The 16167-nt window shown below is 70.7% G+C and carries 10 protein-coding genes; 8 read left to right on the top strand and 2 right to left on the bottom strand.

Translation table 11 applies throughout. The features are described 5' to 3' along the window. Positions 1-113 precede the first annotated feature (113 nt). The 6 genes from ACWCP2_RS09130 to ACWCP2_RS09105 all read left to right on the top strand — a co-directional run bounded on the left by ACWCP2_RS09130 (position 114) and on the right by ACWCP2_RS09105 (position 10873). Positions 114-4406 carry a galactose-binding domain-containing protein gene (locus tag ACWCP2_RS09130; protein ID WP_450907928.1) on the top strand — a complete coding sequence of 1431 codons (4293 nt, stop codon included), beginning with the start codon at positions 114-116 and terminating at the stop codon, positions 4404-4406. Positions 4407-4599: 193 nt separating this feature from the next. After that, the gene (locus tag ACWCP2_RS09125; RefSeq protein ID WP_450907927.1) at positions 4600-5619 is read left to right on the top strand and encodes a LacI family DNA-binding transcriptional regulator; all 1020 of its coding nucleotides are present in this window, start codon (positions 4600-4602) and stop codon (positions 5617-5619) included. A 234-nt stretch (positions 5620-5853) separates the two neighbouring features. Continuing rightward, on the top strand, positions 5854-7254 hold the full coding sequence (locus tag ACWCP2_RS09120; RefSeq protein ID WP_450907926.1) for an ABC transporter substrate-binding protein: 1401 nt from the start codon (positions 5854-5856) through the stop codon (positions 7252-7254). Positions 7255-7386: 132 nt separating this feature from the next. Further along, positions 7387-8295 carry a carbohydrate ABC transporter permease gene (locus ACWCP2_RS09115; RefSeq protein ID WP_450907925.1) on the top strand — a complete coding sequence of 303 codons (909 nt, stop codon included), beginning with the start codon at positions 7387-7389 and terminating at the stop codon, positions 8293-8295. A 14-nt stretch (positions 8296-8309) separates the two neighbouring features. Beyond that, the gene (locus ACWCP2_RS09110) at positions 8310-9185 is read left to right on the top strand and encodes a carbohydrate ABC transporter permease (protein ID WP_450907924.1); all 876 of its coding nucleotides are present in this window, start codon (positions 8310-8312) and stop codon (positions 9183-9185) included. A gap of 80 nt (positions 9186-9265) precedes the next feature. Beyond that, complete coding sequence (locus ACWCP2_RS09105; protein ID WP_450907923.1) at positions 9266-10873, top strand: glycoside hydrolase family 13 protein; 1608 nt, start codon at positions 9266-9268, stop codon at positions 10871-10873. An 85-nt stretch (positions 10874-10958) separates the two neighbouring features. On the opposite strand, the gene ACWCP2_RS09100 is transcribed toward ACWCP2_RS09105, so the two are convergent. Further along, entirely contained in the window at positions 10959-12221 is a 1263-nt protein-coding gene (locus ACWCP2_RS09100; protein ID WP_450907976.1) for a citrate/2-methylcitrate synthase, read from the bottom strand. A 64-nt stretch (positions 12222-12285) separates the two neighbouring features. Here ACWCP2_RS09100 and ACWCP2_RS09095 point away from each other — a divergent pair, with 64 nt between their 5' ends. Both ACWCP2_RS09095 and ACWCP2_RS09090 read left to right on the top strand, forming a co-directional pair. Continuing rightward, positions 12286-13461 (top strand): citrate synthase, encoded by a 1176-nt coding sequence (locus ACWCP2_RS09095; protein WP_450907922.1) that lies wholly within the window; start codon positions 12286-12288, stop codon positions 13459-13461. Between the two features lie 20 nt (positions 13462-13481). Continuing rightward, positions 13482-14621, top strand: coding sequence for a CobW family GTP-binding protein (locus tag ACWCP2_RS09090; protein WP_450907921.1), 1140 nt, complete (start codon positions 13482-13484; stop codon positions 14619-14621). Between the two features lie 17 nt (positions 14622-14638). Here the strand turns inward: ACWCP2_RS09090 and ACWCP2_RS09085 are convergent. Further along, the coding region (locus ACWCP2_RS09085; RefSeq protein ID WP_450907920.1) for a restriction endonuclease at positions 14639-16167 on the bottom strand (1529 nt) is incomplete at its 5' end.

The raw sequence follows: 16167 nt of genomic DNA, 5'->3' as shown, positions 1-16167 counted from the left end.
AAAGTGCGGTCAGAGATGTAGACGACTCGCCAAAGCTCTGCAACTCTCGCACCGCGCACTGCAAATTTGTAGCTCTCGTGGTTCAGAAAGTTCATGTCGAGGGACGAGGACATATGAGAAGGCACACCTGGAGATGGCGGGCCCTGGCCGCCTTGATCAGTACGGCCCTGCTGATGCTGGGCTGGCCGGCCCTGACCGCCGTGGCCGCCGGCGGACCGAGCGTCTCGGCCGGCAGGCCCGCCGCGGCGAGCAGTACCAACGGCGCCTACGGCGCCGCCAACGTCACCGACGGCAACCAGTCCTCGTACTGGGAGAGCGCCGGCAGCACCTTCCCGCAATGGGTGCAGACCGACCTCGGAGCCACCACCCGCGTCGACCAGGTGGTGCTCAAGCTCCCCGCCGCCTGGGAGAGCCGCAACCAGACCCTGTCCGTCCAGGGCAGCGCCGACGGCACCAGCTTCAGCACCCTGGTGAGCTCGGCGACCTACACCTTCGGCCAGGGCGCCGGAAACGTGGTCACCATCGGCTTCCCGGCCACCCAGGCCCGGTACGTGCGGATCGACATCACCGCCAACACCGGCTGGCAGGCCGCCCAGCTCTCCGAGCTGGAGGTCCGCGCCCCCGGTGAGTCCGGGACCAACCTGGCCCTCGGCAAGACCCTCACCGCGAGCAGCAACACCCAGGTCTACGTGCCGGGCAACGCGAACGACGGCAACGCCGCCAGCTACTGGGAGAGCGTCAACAACGCCATGCCCCAGTGGCTCCAGGCCGACCTCGGGTCCTCCGTCCGCGTGGACCGCGTGGTCCTCAAGCTCCCCGAGAACTGGGGCGCGCGCACCCAGACCCTCAAGATCCAGGGCAGCGCCAACGGCACGGACTACACCGACCTGACGGCGTCCAAGGGGTACGACTTCAACCCGGCCGGCTCCAACACGGTGAGCATCGCCTTCGACGCCACCACCACCCGCTACGTACGGGTGTGGATAGCGTCCAACTCCGTACAGCCCGGCGGGCAGCTCTCCGAGCTGGAGATCTACGGCCCGGCGACCGGTGACACCCAGGCCCCGACGGCCCCGACGGCGCTCGCCTACACCGAGCCCGCGACGGGCCAGATCAAGCTCACCTGGAACGCCGCCACCGACAACACGGGCGTCACCGGGTACGACGTCTACGCCAACAACCAGCTGCGCACCAGCGTCGCGGGGAACGTCACCACCTACACCGACACCCAGCCGGCCTCCGCGAGCGTGACGTACTACGTCCGGGCGAAGGACGCGGCCGGCAACCAGTCGGGCAACAGCAACAGCGTCACCCGCACCGGCGACACCGGTGACACCCAGGCCCCCACCGCTCCGGGCGCGCTGAGCTTCACCGAGCCGGCCTCGGGCCAGATCAAGCTCGCCTGGCAGGCCTCCACGGACAACACCGGCGTCACCGGATACGAGGTGTTCGCCAACAACGTCCTGCTCACCACGGTCGCGGGCAACGTCACCAGCTACACCGACACCCAGCCGGCCACCGCCACCGTGAGCTACTTCGTCCGGGCCAAGGACGCGGCGGGCAACCGCTCCGGCGACAGCAACTCCGTGACCCGCAACGGCAGCGGCGGCACGGGCGGCTCCAACCTGGCCGTCGGCAAGCCCATCGAGGGCTCCTCCGTGATCCACACCTTCGTCGCGGAGAACGCCAACGACAACAGCACCTCCACCTACTGGGAGGGCGCCGGCGGCGCCTACCCGAGCACCCTGACCGTCAAGCTCGGGGCCAACGCCGACGTCGACCGCCTGGTCCTCAAGCTCAACCCGGACAGCAGCTGGGGCACCCGCACCCAGAACATCCAGGTGCTCGGCCGCGAGCAGAGCGCCTCGGGCGTCAGCAGCCTGGTGGCCGCCAAGGACTACACCTTCAACCCGGCCTCCGGCGCCAACACCGTCACCATCCCGGTGAACGCCCGGGTGGCGGACGTGCAGCTGCGCTTCACCTCCAACACCGGCTCCTCCAACGGCCAGATCGCCGAGTTCCAGGTCTTCGGCGTCGCGGCGCCCAACCCGGACCTCCAGGTCACCGCAGTGAGCGCCAGCCCGGCCGCCCCGGTCGAGTCGGACTCCGTCACCCTGTCCGCCACCGTCAAGAACACCGGCCCGGCCCCGGCGCCGGCCACCACCGTCTCCTTCCAGCTCGGCGGCTCGAAGATCGCCTCCGCCGCCGTGCCCGCGCTGGCGGCCGGAGCCTCGGCCACCGTCACGGCCGGCATCGGACCGCGCGACGCGGGCAGCTACCCGCTGAGCGCGATCGTCGACGAGGCGAACACGGTCGTCGAGCAGAACGACACCAACAACAGCCTCACCGGCTCCCCGCTGGTGGTCCGCCCGGTCGACAGCTCGGACCTGGTGGCCTCCTCCGTCGGGTGGTCGCCGTCCGCCCCGTCCGCCGGCCAGTCCGTGAACTTCTCCGTCACGGTCAAGAACCAGGGCACCGTGGCCGCCGCCGCGGGAACCCACAACGTCACCCTCACCCTGCAGGACGCGGGCGGCGCGACGATCCGCACGCTGACCGGATCCTTCAGCGGCGCGCTCGCGGCCGGTGCCTCCTCCGCGCCGATCGCGCTCGGCAACTGGACCGCGGCCAACGGCAAGTACACGGTCAAGGTGGTCCTCGCCGACGACGCCAACGAACTGCCGGTCAAGCGCGGCAACAACACCTCCACCAAGCCCTTCTTCGTCGGCCGCGGGGCGAACATGCCCTACGACACCTACGAGGCCGAGGACGGCGTCGTGGGCGGCGGAGCGAACGTCGTCGGCCCCAACCGCACCGTCGGCGACATCGCGGGCGAGGCCTCGGGCCGCAAGGCCGTGAACCTGGACGCGACGGGCGAGTACGTCGAGTTCACCACCCGGGCCGCCACCAACACCCTGGTCACCCGCTTCTCCATCCCGGACGCCCCGGGCGGCGGCGGCATCGACTCCACCATCAACGTCTACGTCAACGGCGTCCTCAAGAAGGCCCTGCCGCTGACCTCGAAGTACGCGTGGCTCTACGGGGCCGAGGCCGGCCCGGGCAACTCCCCGAGCGCCGGAGCGCCGCGGCACATCTACGACGAGGCGAACATCCTCCTCGGCGAGACCGTCCCGGCGGGCAGCAAGATCCGCCTCCAGAAGGACGCGGCGAACACCACCACCTACGCGATCGACTTCGTGAGCCTGGAACAGGCCACGGTGATCGCCAACCCCGACCCGGCGACCTACACGGTGCCCGCCGGCTTCACCCACCAGGACGTGCAGAACGCCCTGGACAAGGTCCGCATGGACACCACGGGCAAGCTCGTGGGCGTCTACCTGCCGCCGGGTGACTACGACACGGCGAGCAAGTTCCAGGTGTACGGGAAGGCCGTGCAGGTCGTCGGCGCCGGACCGTGGTTCACCCGCTTCCACGCCCCGTCCTCGCAGGACAACACCGACAACGGCTGGCGCGCGGAGGGCACGGCGAAGGGCTCGTCCTTCACGGGGTTCGCCTACTTCGGCAACTACACCTCGCGCATCGACGGTCCGGGCAAGGTCTTCGACTTCGCCAACGTGACCGACATGACCATCGACAACGTCTGGAACGAACACCAGGTGTGCCTCTACTGGGGCGCCAACACCGACCGGATCACGATCAAGAACTCGCGGATCCGCGACACCTTCGCCGACGGCATCAACATGACCAACGGCAGCACGGACAACCTCGTGACCAACATCGAGGCGCGCTCCACGGGTGACGACAGCTTCGCGCTGTTCTCCGCGATCGACGCGGGCGGCGCGGACATGAAGAACAACGTCTACGAGAACCTGAGCGCCATCCTGACCTGGCGCGCGGCCGGTGTCGCCGTCTACGGCGGTTTCAACAACACCTTCCGCAACATCTACATCGCCGACATCCTCGTCTACTCGGGCATCACCATCAGCTCGCTGGACTTCGGGTATCCGATGAACGGATTCGGGACCGACCCGACGCTCTTCGAGAACATCTCGATCGTCCGGGCCGGAGGCCATTTCTGGGGGGCGCAGACCTTCCCCGGAATCTGGATCTTCTCGGCTTCCAAGGTGTTCCAGGGAATCCGCATCAACAACGTGGACATCGTCGATCCGACCTACAGCGGAATCATGTTCCAGACGCAGTACGTGGGCGGCCAGCCGGTCAATCCCATCAAGGACACCATCCTGAAGGACATCACCATCACGGGGGCGAAGAAGAGCGGTGACGCCTTCGACGCCAAGTCCGGGTTCGGTCTCTGGGCGAACGAGATGCCCGAGGCGGGACAGGGCCCGGCGGTGGGTGAGGTCACCATCCAGAACCTGAGGATGAGCGACAACGCCGTGGACGTGCGCAACACGACCTCGACGTTCAGGATCAACCAGCTGCCGTAGCGGGCGGCCGGCACAGGGCACAGAGGGCGGCGGGGCATCCCTTCGGGGTGCCCCGCCGCTCGCCGCCCGCCGCCCCGCCCGGACGGGTGCGATGCCGGTGGGGCACGGGGGGTTCCGCGCCGGTTTCCGATGGGCCAAACTGGCCGTAATCGAACTGCAAGGAACTTGCATTGTTTGCGCTACTCTTGCGTTCATGACGCGACGACTTGCTCAAGTGGCGAAGAAGGTGGGGGTCAGCGAGGCAACGGTCAGCCGGGTGCTCAACGGCAAGCCGGGCGTCTCGGACGCGACCCGCCAGTCCGTGCTCACCGCCCTGGACGTCCTCGGCTACGAGCGCCCCACCCAGCTGCGCGGCGAACGGGCCCGGCTGGTCGGCCTGGTCCTGCCGGAACTCCAGAACCCGATCTTCCCCGCCTTCGCCGAGGTGATCGGCGGGGCGCTGGCCCAGCAGGGGCTGACCCCGGTGCTCTGCACGCAGACCACCGGAGGGGTCTCCGAGGCGGACTACGTCGAGCTCCTGCTCCAGCAGCAGGTGTCCGGCGTCGTCTTCGCCGGAGGGCTCTTCGCGCAGGCCGACGCCCCGCACGAGCACTACCGGCTGCTCCACGACCGCAAGGTCCCGGTGGTGCTCATCAACGCCTCGATAGAGGACCTCGGCTTCCCGTGCGTCTCCTGCGACGACGCCGTCGCGGTCGAACAGGCCTGGCGCCACCTGGCCTCCCTCGGCCACGAGCGCATCGGGCTGGTACTGGGCCCGCCCGACCACATCCCCTCCCTGCGCAAGCTGGTGGCCGCCCAGGCGGTCGCCGCGGCGGCCGGCAGCGAGCTGCCCGCCGCGCACGTGGAGCGGGCGCTGTTCTCCCTGGAGGGCGGCCACGCGGCCACGTCGAGACTGCTGGACCGCGGGGTGACCGGGATCATCTGCGCGAGCGACCCGCTGGCCCTGGGGGCCATCAGGGCGGCCCGCCGGCGCGGGCTGGACGTGCCCGGAGAGGTCTCCGTCGTCGGGTACGACGACTCGGCCTTCATGAACTGCACCGAACCCCCGCTGACCACCGTCCGGCAGCCCATCGAGGCCATGGGCAGGGCCGCCGTGGAGCTGCTCACCGCACAGATCCAGGGAGCCGCCGTGCAGCCCGGAGAGCTGCTCTTCGAGCCCGAGCTCGTCGTGCGCGGCTCCACCGCGCAGGTTCCGCGCCCCCGTCCGGCGTAACGCCCCACAGGGCTCCGCCGAGTCCGACCCCCGCCCGCAGGGCCCCGCAACGTCCAACCGACGTTCCGGGGCCCTGTTTTGCGTTCGCGCTCGGGCCCGTGCGGCGCTCTGCTGCCAATCTCTTGCGAAATCTGCGCGAGATATTGCGTTCATCTGTCGGTGGTGGTTGAGTGTGCCGCGCTCGCCTCCTTACACGCCCCACGCCTCCTGCTCGATGCTCGAAGGGGACCACCGATGAGAACCAACATCCGCCGCACCACCGCGACAGCCCTCGTCTCGGCGCTCGCCGTCACCGCCCTCGCGGCCTGCGGTACGAGCAGCAGCGGGGACGACCCCAAGGGCCAGCCGTCCGGCGGTTCCACGGACGCCTCCGCGCCGCTCGACCCGAAGACCAAGGTCACGATCTCCATCGACTGCATGCCGCCCGCCGCGAAGAAGGCGGAGCTCAAGCAGTGGAAGGAGGACGTGGCGGAGTTCAACAAGACCTACCCGAACGTCACGATCGACGGCCGCTCCACGCCGGGCCAGTGCCTGGAGCCCCCGCGGTTCACCGCGATGCTCAAGGCCAAGTCGCAGCCGGACGTCTTCTACGCCTACTTCACCGACCTCAAGCAGGTCCTGGACAACGACGGCGCAGAGGACATCTCCGCCTACGTCACGGCCAAGACGGTTCCGGGCATCGACGACATCGACAAGAACGTCGTCAACACCCTCAAGCAGGACGGCAAGCTCTACGGGCTGCCCACCAGCAACTACACGATGGGCCTGCTGATCAACCGCAAGCTCTTCACGCAGGCGGGCCTCAACCCGGACCAGCCCCCGCGCACCTGGGACGAGGTCCGCGCGGCCGCCAAGAAGATCGCCGCGCTCGGCAACGGCACCGCCGGCTACGGCGAGTACAGCGTCGAGAACACCGGCGGCTGGCACTTCACGGCCGCCATGTACGGCCTGGGCGGCGACGTCGTCGGCGCCGACGGCAAGGCGGCCTTCAACAACGCGACCGGCAAGCAGGTCGTGGACAACCTCAAGGCCATGCGCTGGGAAGACGACAGCATGGGCAAGACCCAGCTGCTCAAGTGGGGTGACCTGCAGAAGCAGATGGCCTCGGACAAGCTCGGCATGTTCCTCGCCGCGCCCGACGACATCACCTACATGGTCCAGCAGCTCGCCGGCAAGTACGAGAACTTCGGCATGGGCCCCATCCCCGGCGGCGCCGCGACCCTGGCCGGCGGCAACGGCTACATGATCAAGAAGGGCAGCTCGCCCGACAAGGTCAAGGCCGCCATCGCCTGGCTGAACTTCAAGACGCTCGCGGTCGGCAAGGGACAGTTCCAGTACGACCGTTCCAAGGCCGACGGCCTGCCGGTCGGGCTTCCGCAGCCCGCCTTCTTCACCGGCGCCAGCAAGGCCAAGGACGACGAGCTGAAGGCCGCCAGCGCCACCATGCCGGTCGTCAACTTCAAGTCCTTCCTGGACAACCCGGTGGCCGGCAAGGCCGAGCCGGCGAAGGCCCAGGAGGTCTACAAGGTCCTCGACAAGGTGATGTCGGGGGTCCTGACCAACAAGAACGCCGACTCGGCGCAGCTCCTCGCGGAGGCCGAGAAGGCCGTCAACCAGGTGCTGGCCAACCAGTAGCGGTCCCGGGGCGCGTCCCGGCCGGGGGAGGTCCGGCGGCCTCCCCGGCCCGGACCCGCCCGCAGGCCCCGTACCCCGCAGGTCCCGTACCCGCAAAAACGATGGCGACGACCCACCAAGGAGCGAGCGGCGATGTCGGCTCCCACCCTGCCCGGTACCTCTCGTGAGGAATTCCTCCGGGCGTTCAAGCGGAACCTCTCGGCCCACGGTTTTCTGATCGGCGCCGTCCTCTGCTTCTCCTTCTTCTCCTGGTACCCGATGGTCCGGGAGTTCCTGCTGGCCTTCCAGAAGACCGAGGGCGGAGCCGTCCACTGGGTCGGCTGGGACAATTTCCGCTACGTCTTCAACGACCCGGCGTTCTGGCAGGCCTGGCGCAACACCCTGCTCTTCAGCGGGCTCGCGCTGGTGCTCGGCTTCGCCGTGCCGTTCGTGGTCTCGATCGTGCTCAACGAATTCCGGCACGCACAGGGTTACTTGCGGCTGCTGGTCTACCTCCCGGTGATGATGCCGCCGGTGGCCTCGATCCTGCTCTTCAAGTACTTCTACGACCCCGGTTACGGGGTCTTCAACAGGATTCTGGAATTCCTGCACCTGCCGGCGCAAGACTGGCTGCAATCCACCGATACCGCGATGCTCTCCGTGGTCATCGCTTCCACGTGGATGAACATGGGCGGCGCGACCCTGATCTACCTGGCGGCCCTCCAGGGCATCCCCGGGGAGCTCTACGAAGCTGCGGAGCTCGACGGAGCCGGGGTGCTGCGCAAGATCTGGTACGTCACCATCCCGCAGACCAAGCTCATCCTCTCGCTGATGCTGCTCATGCAGATCATCGCGACGATGCAGGTGTTCGTGGAGCCGTTCATGCTCACGGGCGGTGCCGGCCCCGAGGGGTCGACGACCACCGTCGTCGTCCTCATCTACCAGTACGCCTTCAGCTTCAACCAGTACGGCGGCGCCGCGGCCCTGGGCCTGTGCCTGCTCGTCCTGCTCGCCGGCTTCTCCGCCGTGTACGTCCGGCTGAGCCGCGACAACGAGAACTGACGGGAGCACCTCACATGTCGGAGCGCACGCTCATATCGCCGGCCCAGCTCGGCCGCCCCCGGGGCAAGGCCGTCTACTGGACCGTCCTGGCCCTGGTGGTCATCGGCTTCACGGTCGTCTTCCTCGGCCCCCTCTACTGGATGGTCGCCAACGGCCTCAAGAGCACCGCGGAGTTCACCCAGGTCCCGCCGACCGTGGTGCCGGACTCCCTGCACCCCGGCAACTACTCGGCGGCCTGGGAGGTCATGGACCTCGCCAAGCTGCTGTTCAACACCCTCTACTACGCGTTCGGCGCCCTGGCCTTCCAGCTCGTCCTCGACGTGGCCGCCGCCTACTCGCTGTCCAAGCTGCGGCCGGTCTTCGGCAAGGCCGTTCTCGGCATGATGCTGGCCACGCTGATGATCCCGGCCACCGTCCTGGTCGTACCGCAGTACCTCACGGTCCTGGACATGCCGCTCATCCAGCGGAACCTGCTGAACACGCCGTGGGTGATCTGGCTGCCCTCGGTCACGAACGCCTTCAACATCTTCCTTCTGAAACGATTCTTCGACTCCATCCCGGGCGAGATCCTCGACGCCGCCTCCATCGACGGCGCATCCTCCCTGCGCACCCTGCGCTCCGTGGTCCTGCCGATGTCCCGGCCGATCCTCGGCGTCGTGTCGATCTTCGCCATCGTCGGGGTCTGGAAAGACTTCCTCTGGCCCATGCTCACCCTCCCCGACCCGGCCCTGCAGACGCTCAACGTCGGCATCTACTCGCTCTCCAGGGGAGTGCCCGAGAACCATCTCGTCGCCGCGCTCGCGATGGCCTCGGCGCCCACGCTCATCATCTTCCTGATCTTCCAGCGCAACATCATGAGCGGTCTGACGGCAGGCTCCCTCAAGGGGTGAGCACCACCCCGCACCGCCGCCGTGCCCGGTCGCCCCCGTGAAAAGACCGCTGTGAAAAGACGCCGTGAAAGGACCCCTCCGTGGCTGACTTTCCCCTGCCCGAAAACGCCGCCGACTGGTGGCGCTCGGCCGCCATCTACCAGGTGTACGTACGGAGCTTCGCCGACGGCGACGGGGACGGCACCGGTGACCTCGCGGGCGTCCGGGCCCGCCTCCCCTACCTCGCCGAACTGGGCGTGGACGCCCTGTGGTTCACCCCCTGGTACCTCTCGCCACTCGCCGACGGCGGCTACGACGTCGCCGACTACCGCACCATCGACCCCGCCTTCGGCACCCTCGCCGAAGCCGAGAAGCTCATCGCCGAGGCCCGCGAGCTGGGCATCCGCACCATTGTCGACATCGTCCCGAACCACGTGTCCGACCAGCACGTCTGGTTCAAGGCCGCCCTAGCCGCCGGCCCCGGCAGCCCCGAGCGGGAGCTCTTCCACTTCCGCCCGGGCCGCGGGGAGCACGGCGAACTGCCGCCGGGGGACTGGCCCTCGCAGTTCAACGGAGCGGCGACCTGGACGCGGGTGCCGGACGGGGAGTGGTACCTGCACCTCTTCACGCCCGAGCAGCCCGACCTCAACTGGGACCACCCCACCGTCCGCCGGGAACACGAGGAAGTGCTGCGGTTCTGGTTCGAGCGCGGAGTGTCCGGCGTACGGATCGACTCCGCTGCCCTGCTCGTCAAGGACCCCGACCTGCCCGACCTGGCCGGCCGCTCGCCCGAGCCCTGGCCCGGAGAGGTGCACCCGTACATCGACCGCGACGACCTGCACACCATCTACCGCTCGTGGCGGGCCATCGCCGACGAGTACGGGGGCATCTTCGTGGGCGAGGTCTGGCTGCCGGACTCCGAGCGGTTCGCCCGCTACCTGCGCCCCGACGAGCTGCACACCGCCTTCAACTTCTCCTTCCTCAGCTGCCCGTGGGACGCGGTCCGGCTGCGCACCTCCATCGAGGAGACCCTCGCCGAGCACGCCCCCGTCGGAGCCCCGGCCACCTGGGTGCTGTGCAACCACGACGTGACCCGTACGGTCACCCGCTACGGGCGCGCCGACACCGGCTTCGACTTCGCCACCAAGGCCTTCGGGACCCCCGCCGACCTGGAACTCGGCACCCGCCGGGCCCGCGCCGCCGCGCTGCTGAGCCTCGCCCTGCCCGGCGCCGTCTACGTCTACCAGGGCGAGGAACTGGGGCTTCCCGAGGCCGACATCCCGCTCGGCAGGATCCAGGACCCCATGCACTTCCGCTCGGGCGGCACCGACCCCGGCCGGGACGGGTGCAGGGTTCCGCTGCCGTGGACCGAGGAGCCCTGGAGCGACCCCTGGCTGCCCCAGCCCGCCGACTGGCCGCAGTACGCCGCGGACCGCCAGGCCGGGGACCCGGACTCGATGCTCACCCTCTACCGGACGGCCCTGGGACTGCGCCGGGCCGCGGCGGGCTTCGGCGGGGGATCGCTCCAGTGGCTGCCCGCGCCGCCCGGGGTGCTCGCCTTCGGCCGCCCCGACGGGCTGGTCTGCGTGGCCAACCTGTCCCCGGAGCCGGTCCCGCTGCCGGCCCACACGAGCCTCCTGCTCAGCAGCTCCGCCCTGGGTGCGGACGGGCTGCTCGGTCAGGACACGGCGGTCTGGCTGCGGACCTGACGCCGCAGCCGGACCGCCGGACCATCTGTCCCCGCGTTCCCGGGGCGGCGGCGGCCGCCCCGGACACCCGGGAACACCCCGCCCGTCACGGCAACGGCTGTGGCGGGCGGGGCCCGTGGTACTGCCCGCTCGGTCGCATCCGCAGCGGGCGCTCCCCGTACTCCTCCAGCGCGTGCGCGATCCACCCGGCCGTACGGGCCACCGCGAAGACGGTCTCGCCCGCCTCCGGCGCCATCGCGCACGAGACCGTCAGCACCGCCAGCGCCAGGTCCACATTGGGGTGCAGGCCGCCGCCGTGCCGGGCCATCACCGCGGCCACCTCGCGCGCCGCGGCCAGCGCCGGAGCGGCCTGCGCCAGCGGCTCCAGCCGCGCGAACAGGGCCGTCGCCCGCGGGTCCTCGGCCCGGTACAGCCGGTGCCCGAGCCCGGGCACCCGGCGCCCGGCCCGCAGGTACTCCGCCACCACCGGGGCCGCGCCGCCCCGCTCCAGCACCTCCACCAGCATCCGGTGCGCGAGCCGCCCGGCCGCCCCGTGCAGGGGGCCTTCGAGCGCGCCGAGCCCGGCCGAGACCACCGCGTACGGATGCGCGCGCGCCGACGCGGCCACCCGTACGGCCAGGGTCGAGGCGGCCAGGTCGTGGTCCGTCAGCAGGGCCAGGGCCAGGTCCAGTACGGCCAGGGCGTCCGGGTCGGGGTCCAGGGCGGAGAGCCGGGGCCACAACTGCCGGGAGAGTCGGCCGTCCCCGCCCCACTGCGCGGGGCCCACCTCGGGCAGGGCGCCGACCAGGGTGGGGATCAGGGAGCGCGCGGAGCCCAGTACGGACGGCCCGGACAGGTCGAAGCGCAGCGGGTCCGCGACCGCCGCGGCGGCGACGGCCACCCGCAGCCGGTCGATCGGACCGCTGTGCTCGGGCAGCGCGGCGACCGCCCGGCGGGCCGCGGCGAGGGACTCCGGGGGAGCGGTGAACCGGGCCCCGCGCACCAGGGTCCCCGTCCAGAGCCACTCGGCGACCTCCTCGTAGCGGTACCGCGAGGCCAGCTCGACGGCGTCGACTCCGCGGAAGTAGTACCGGTCGGATTCGATGAGGGTGAGCGCGGTGCGTACGGACAGCTCCGCGGCGGAGGCGGCGGCCCCGGGGGGACCGGCCGCCTCGCGCCGGCTGCGCAGGGCCAGGGCCTCCACCTCGCGGGCGTCGAAGCTGCTGGAGCGTCCGACCGGGTCGCGGCGGCTGGTGAGCTGACCGCGGCTGACGTACGCGTACACGGTCGCGGGCTTCACGCCCAGCAGCCGGGCCGCCTCCCGGGTGCCGATCCTTCGCTCGCCGGACTCACCGGACTCGTCGTTCATGACGCTCATGACGGACACCCTACATATGTTGATTCAATCAATATTGACAGTGATTGAGTCCATCATGGATGGTCGATCCATGAACACCACCGTTGCACCCGCCGATAGCCCCCGCGGACTCGCGGGAGTCGTGGTCACCGAGACCGAGCTCGGTGACGTCCGAGGCCGTGAGGGCTTCTACCACTACCGCCAGTACTCCGCCGTCGAGCTCGCCGGGAGCCGCACCTTCGAGGACGTGTGGCACCTGATGTTCCGCGGCGCGCTGCCGGCCGACGCCGCCGAGCGGGCCGCCTTCACCGCCGAGACCGTCCCGCTGCGCCGGCTCCCCGCCGAGGTGCGGGACGCCCTGCCCGCCCTGGCCCGCGCCACCGCCCTGTCCGGCCCGCTCTCCGGGCTGCGCACGGCGCTCTCGCTGCTCGGTGCCTCCGCCGGGTTCCGCCCGGTCTACGATCTGACCCCCGAGCGCCGGGCCGCCGACGCGCTGGCCGCCTGCGCCGCCGTACCGACGCTGCTCACCGCCCTGTACCGGCTCGGCCAGGGGCTGGAGCCGGTGGAGCCGCGGGCCGACCTCCCGTACGCGGCCAACTACCTCTACATGCTCACCGGGCGGGAGCCCGAGCCGGTCAGGGCCCGCGCGGTCGAGCGGTACCTGATCTCCACGATCGACCACGGCTTCAACGCCTCCACCTTCACCGCCCGCGTGATCGCCTCCACCGGCGCCGACGTCGCGGCCTGCCTCACCGGGGCGATCGGCGCGCTCTCCGGCCCGCTGCACGGCGGCGCCCCCAGCCGCGCCCTGGACACCCTGGACGCCATCGGCACGGCGGACCGGATCGATCCGTGGATCCGCGAACGGGTCCTCGCGGGCGAGCGGATCATGGGCTTCGGCCACCCCGTCTACCGCACGGAGGACCCGCGCTCGCGAATGCTCCGCGAGATCGCCCTGGGCTTCGGCGGCCCGCTCGTGGACTTCGCGGTGGAGGTCGAGCGGCACGTCGAGGAGATCCTCGCCGAGCTCAAGCCGGGCCGGGAACTGCACACCAACGTGGAGTTCTACGCGGGCGTGGTCATGGAGCTGTGCGGGCTGCCGCGCGAGATGTTCACGCCGACCTTCTGCGCGGCCCGCGTGGTCGGCTGGAGCGCGAACGTCCTGGAACAGGCCGCCGACTCCAAAATCATCCGGCCGGCCGCCCGCTACACCGGCCCGACCCCGCCCCGGCCGGTCCCCGCCCTCGGCTGAGGCTGGCTACGATCGACCGGGTGAACAGCATCCCCGTCATCGTCCTCGCCGGATTCCTCGGATCCGGCAAGACGACCGTCCTCAACCACCTCCTCGGCCACCGGGGCGGCACCCGCATCGGGGTCGTCGTCAACGACTTCGGCTCCATCGAGGTGGACGCGATGTCGGTGGCGGGCCAGGTCGGCGACTCGATGGTCTCCCTCGGCGGCGGCTGCCTGTGCTGCGCGGTGGACGGCAGCGAGCTGGATGCCTACCTGGAGAAGCTCGCCGACCCCGTCCACCGCATCGACGTGATCGTCATCGAGGCGAGCGGACTGGCCGAGCCGCAGGAGATGGTCCGGATGCTCGTCGCCAACGAGAACCCGGCCGTCCGCTACGGCGGCATGGTGCACGTGGTCGACGCGGCGGAGTTCGACGCGACCCGGGCCGCGCACCCCGAGACCGACCGGCACCTCGCCGTCGCCGACCTGGTGGTGCTCAACAAGACCGACCGGATCGACGCCGCCGAACGCACCCGGATCGAGACCGCGCTCGCCGCGCTCTGCGCACCGGGGATCCCGGTCGTCGGCGCGGACCACGGGCGCATCGACCCGGAGCTGCTCTTCGACCGCCGCCCGTGGACCGAGACGCGCGGCCAGCTGTCCTTCGAGGACCTCCTGGCCCAGGCCCACGACCACGAGGAGGACGCCGAGGATCACGCGGGCCACGTCCACGCCGCCTACGCGAGCACGGAGTTCGTCTCGGAGCAGGCCCTCGGCCCGCGCCGTTTCATCGAGTTCCTCGACCGCCGCCCCGCCGGCCTCTACCGGATCAAGGGCTCCGTTCACTTCGGCGTCCCCGGCCACGAGGAGCGGTACGAGGTCCACGCGGTCGGCCGTTTCCTCCGCTTCGCCCCGCACGCCTGGGGCCGGGGCGAGCCGCGCCTGACGCAGCTCGTCCTGATCGGCTCGGGCACCGACGGCCCCGCGCTGCTCCGCGAGCTGGAGGCCTGCCGCGAGCCGGAGCCGTGGCGGGCCGGACCGGAGTCGATGTGGGGGGTGCTGCGCTACGTGGACCGCCCGGCGGCGCAGCAACCCGAAGCCGCCCCGGAGCCCGACCCGGACGTCGCCCCGGAGTCCGACCCGGAGTCCGATCCGGACTTCGACCCCGACGACTTCTGAGGGCAGCCGGCGGCCGCTCAGGCGACCTCGACGCCGAAGTCGCCGAGCAGGGGCGCCAGCCCGCCCGGGTAGCCCTTGCCGCCGACGACGAAGTCCCAGTCGCCACTGGGGCGCCTCCGGAAGGAACCGAGAACCAGGGCGGTTTCACCGGCCCGGCCGTCGGAGACCTCCAACTCGCCCAGTTCCCCGTCCCTGGTGTCCAACAGCCGGATCCGGGCGTTCGTGAAGCCGGCCAGGTCGTCGTCCGGATTGGTTTCCGGGTCGACCGCGGCGACGATGACCAGCCGGTCGGCCTGCTGCGGCAGCTCGTCGAAGGCGACCAGCAGTGCGGCCTTGTCGGGCGCCGAATGCGGGTGAGTGCGTACCGAACCCTCCGGGCTGCCGGGGTTGTTGAAGAACACGAAGTGGTCCTCGCTCAGCACCTGGTTGCCTTCGCAGACCAGTGCGCACACGTCCAGCGCGACCGACCCCGCCCAGGACATGCCGAGCACGTTGTACTCGGCGGGGAGCGCCGGCCCGGCCGTTCGCTGCGCGGGGACGGGGGCCGCGGTGGGGCCCCCGCCGAGGCGCCCGCGCAGGCCGTGCTGGTGCAGCAGGTCCACGAGGACGGGCCCGTCGACCAGTTCCAGGGGCTTGTCCTCGATGAAGGCGTACGAGGTGGGACCGAAGCCCGCGGTGGTGACCAGGACACCCTTGTTCGCCCCGCGGTCCTGGACCGTTCCGTACAGGTCGCGCACGGCCGTCGGCGGGACCGTGTTCCGGTAGCGCTTGACCTGCACCACGATCCGGCCGCCCCGGATCGGCGTCGGGTCCAGCGCCTCGACGTCCACGCCGCCGTCTCCCGACCGCTGGGTGGTCACCGCCTCCATGCCCATGGCCCGGAACAGCTCGGCCACCAGGTTCTCGAAGACGATCGGGTCCATGGAGAAGAGGTCCGGCTCCTCGTCGTGCCCGCCGTGGCTGACCACCGTGCCGACCTCTTCGGGACGGCGCCCGGGCCGGACCACGGTCAGCTGGTCGGGCCGCGCCGACAACTGGCCGCGCAAGCCCTCGACCAGGCAGTCCACCGCACTGACCTGCTCCAGGCGCAGCCCGGAGAAGGTGGAGCGGCCGGCCTGCACGGCGGCGAGTACGAACTGCGCGTCCTGTCCCGTCACCGGATCGTGGGAGTTGACGAAGCCGTTCACCACGACCGAGTCCACCACCGCGAACTCGTCCGCCGCGTACACCTCGCGCACTACCAGCAGAAGGCACTGCGCCAGCACGTCCCGGTAGAGCCCCCGCCGTTCCGTGGCCGGGCGGGGCTTCACCCTGTACTGGCCCGTGCTCGGCAGGTACTGGACCGACCTGGCTTCGGGCACGACCGCGTAGCCGGGCAGCTCCCAGTCCAGCACCAGTTGGCGCGCGGCCCCGTCGTACGCGGCCGTCACTTGCCTCGGCAGCGCCTCGGGCCAGGCGGTGGAGGCGAAGAGGGCAGCCGAGAAGTACTCCACGACGGCCTCCGGGTCTCCGGCCCGCAGGAGTCGGCTCAGCTCGTCGAGCCCGC

The sequence above is a fragment of the Streptomyces sp. NPDC002104 genome (assembly GCF_053593795.1).
This window is presented reverse-complemented; position numbering and strand designations above follow the sequence as displayed.

Bases quoted from the DNA above. Each gene is read 5' to 3' on its own strand.
- ACWCP2_RS09110 (WP_450907924.1), top strand. From the start codon at position 8,310: ATGTCGGAGCGCACGCTCATATCGCCGGCCCAGCTCGGCCGCCCCCGG.
- ACWCP2_RS09125 (WP_450907927.1), top strand. From the start codon at position 4,600: ATGACGCGACGACTTGCTCAAGTGGCGAAGAAGGTGGGGGTCAGCGAG.
- ACWCP2_RS09095 (WP_450907922.1), top strand. From the start codon at position 12,286: ATGGATGGTCGATCCATGAACACCACCGTTGCACCCGCCGATAGCCCC.
- ACWCP2_RS09130 (WP_450907928.1), top strand. From the start codon at position 114: ATGAGAAGGCACACCTGGAGATGGCGGGCCCTGGCCGCCTTGATCAGT.
- ACWCP2_RS09100 (WP_450907976.1), bottom strand. From the start codon at position 12,221: ATGAACGACGAGTCCGGTGAGTCCGGCGAGCGAAGGATCGGCACCCGG.
- ACWCP2_RS09120 (WP_450907926.1), top strand. From the start codon at position 5,854: ATGAGAACCAACATCCGCCGCACCACCGCGACAGCCCTCGTCTCGGCG.
- ACWCP2_RS09115 (WP_450907925.1), top strand. From the start codon at position 7,387: ATGTCGGCTCCCACCCTGCCCGGTACCTCTCGTGAGGAATTCCTCCGG.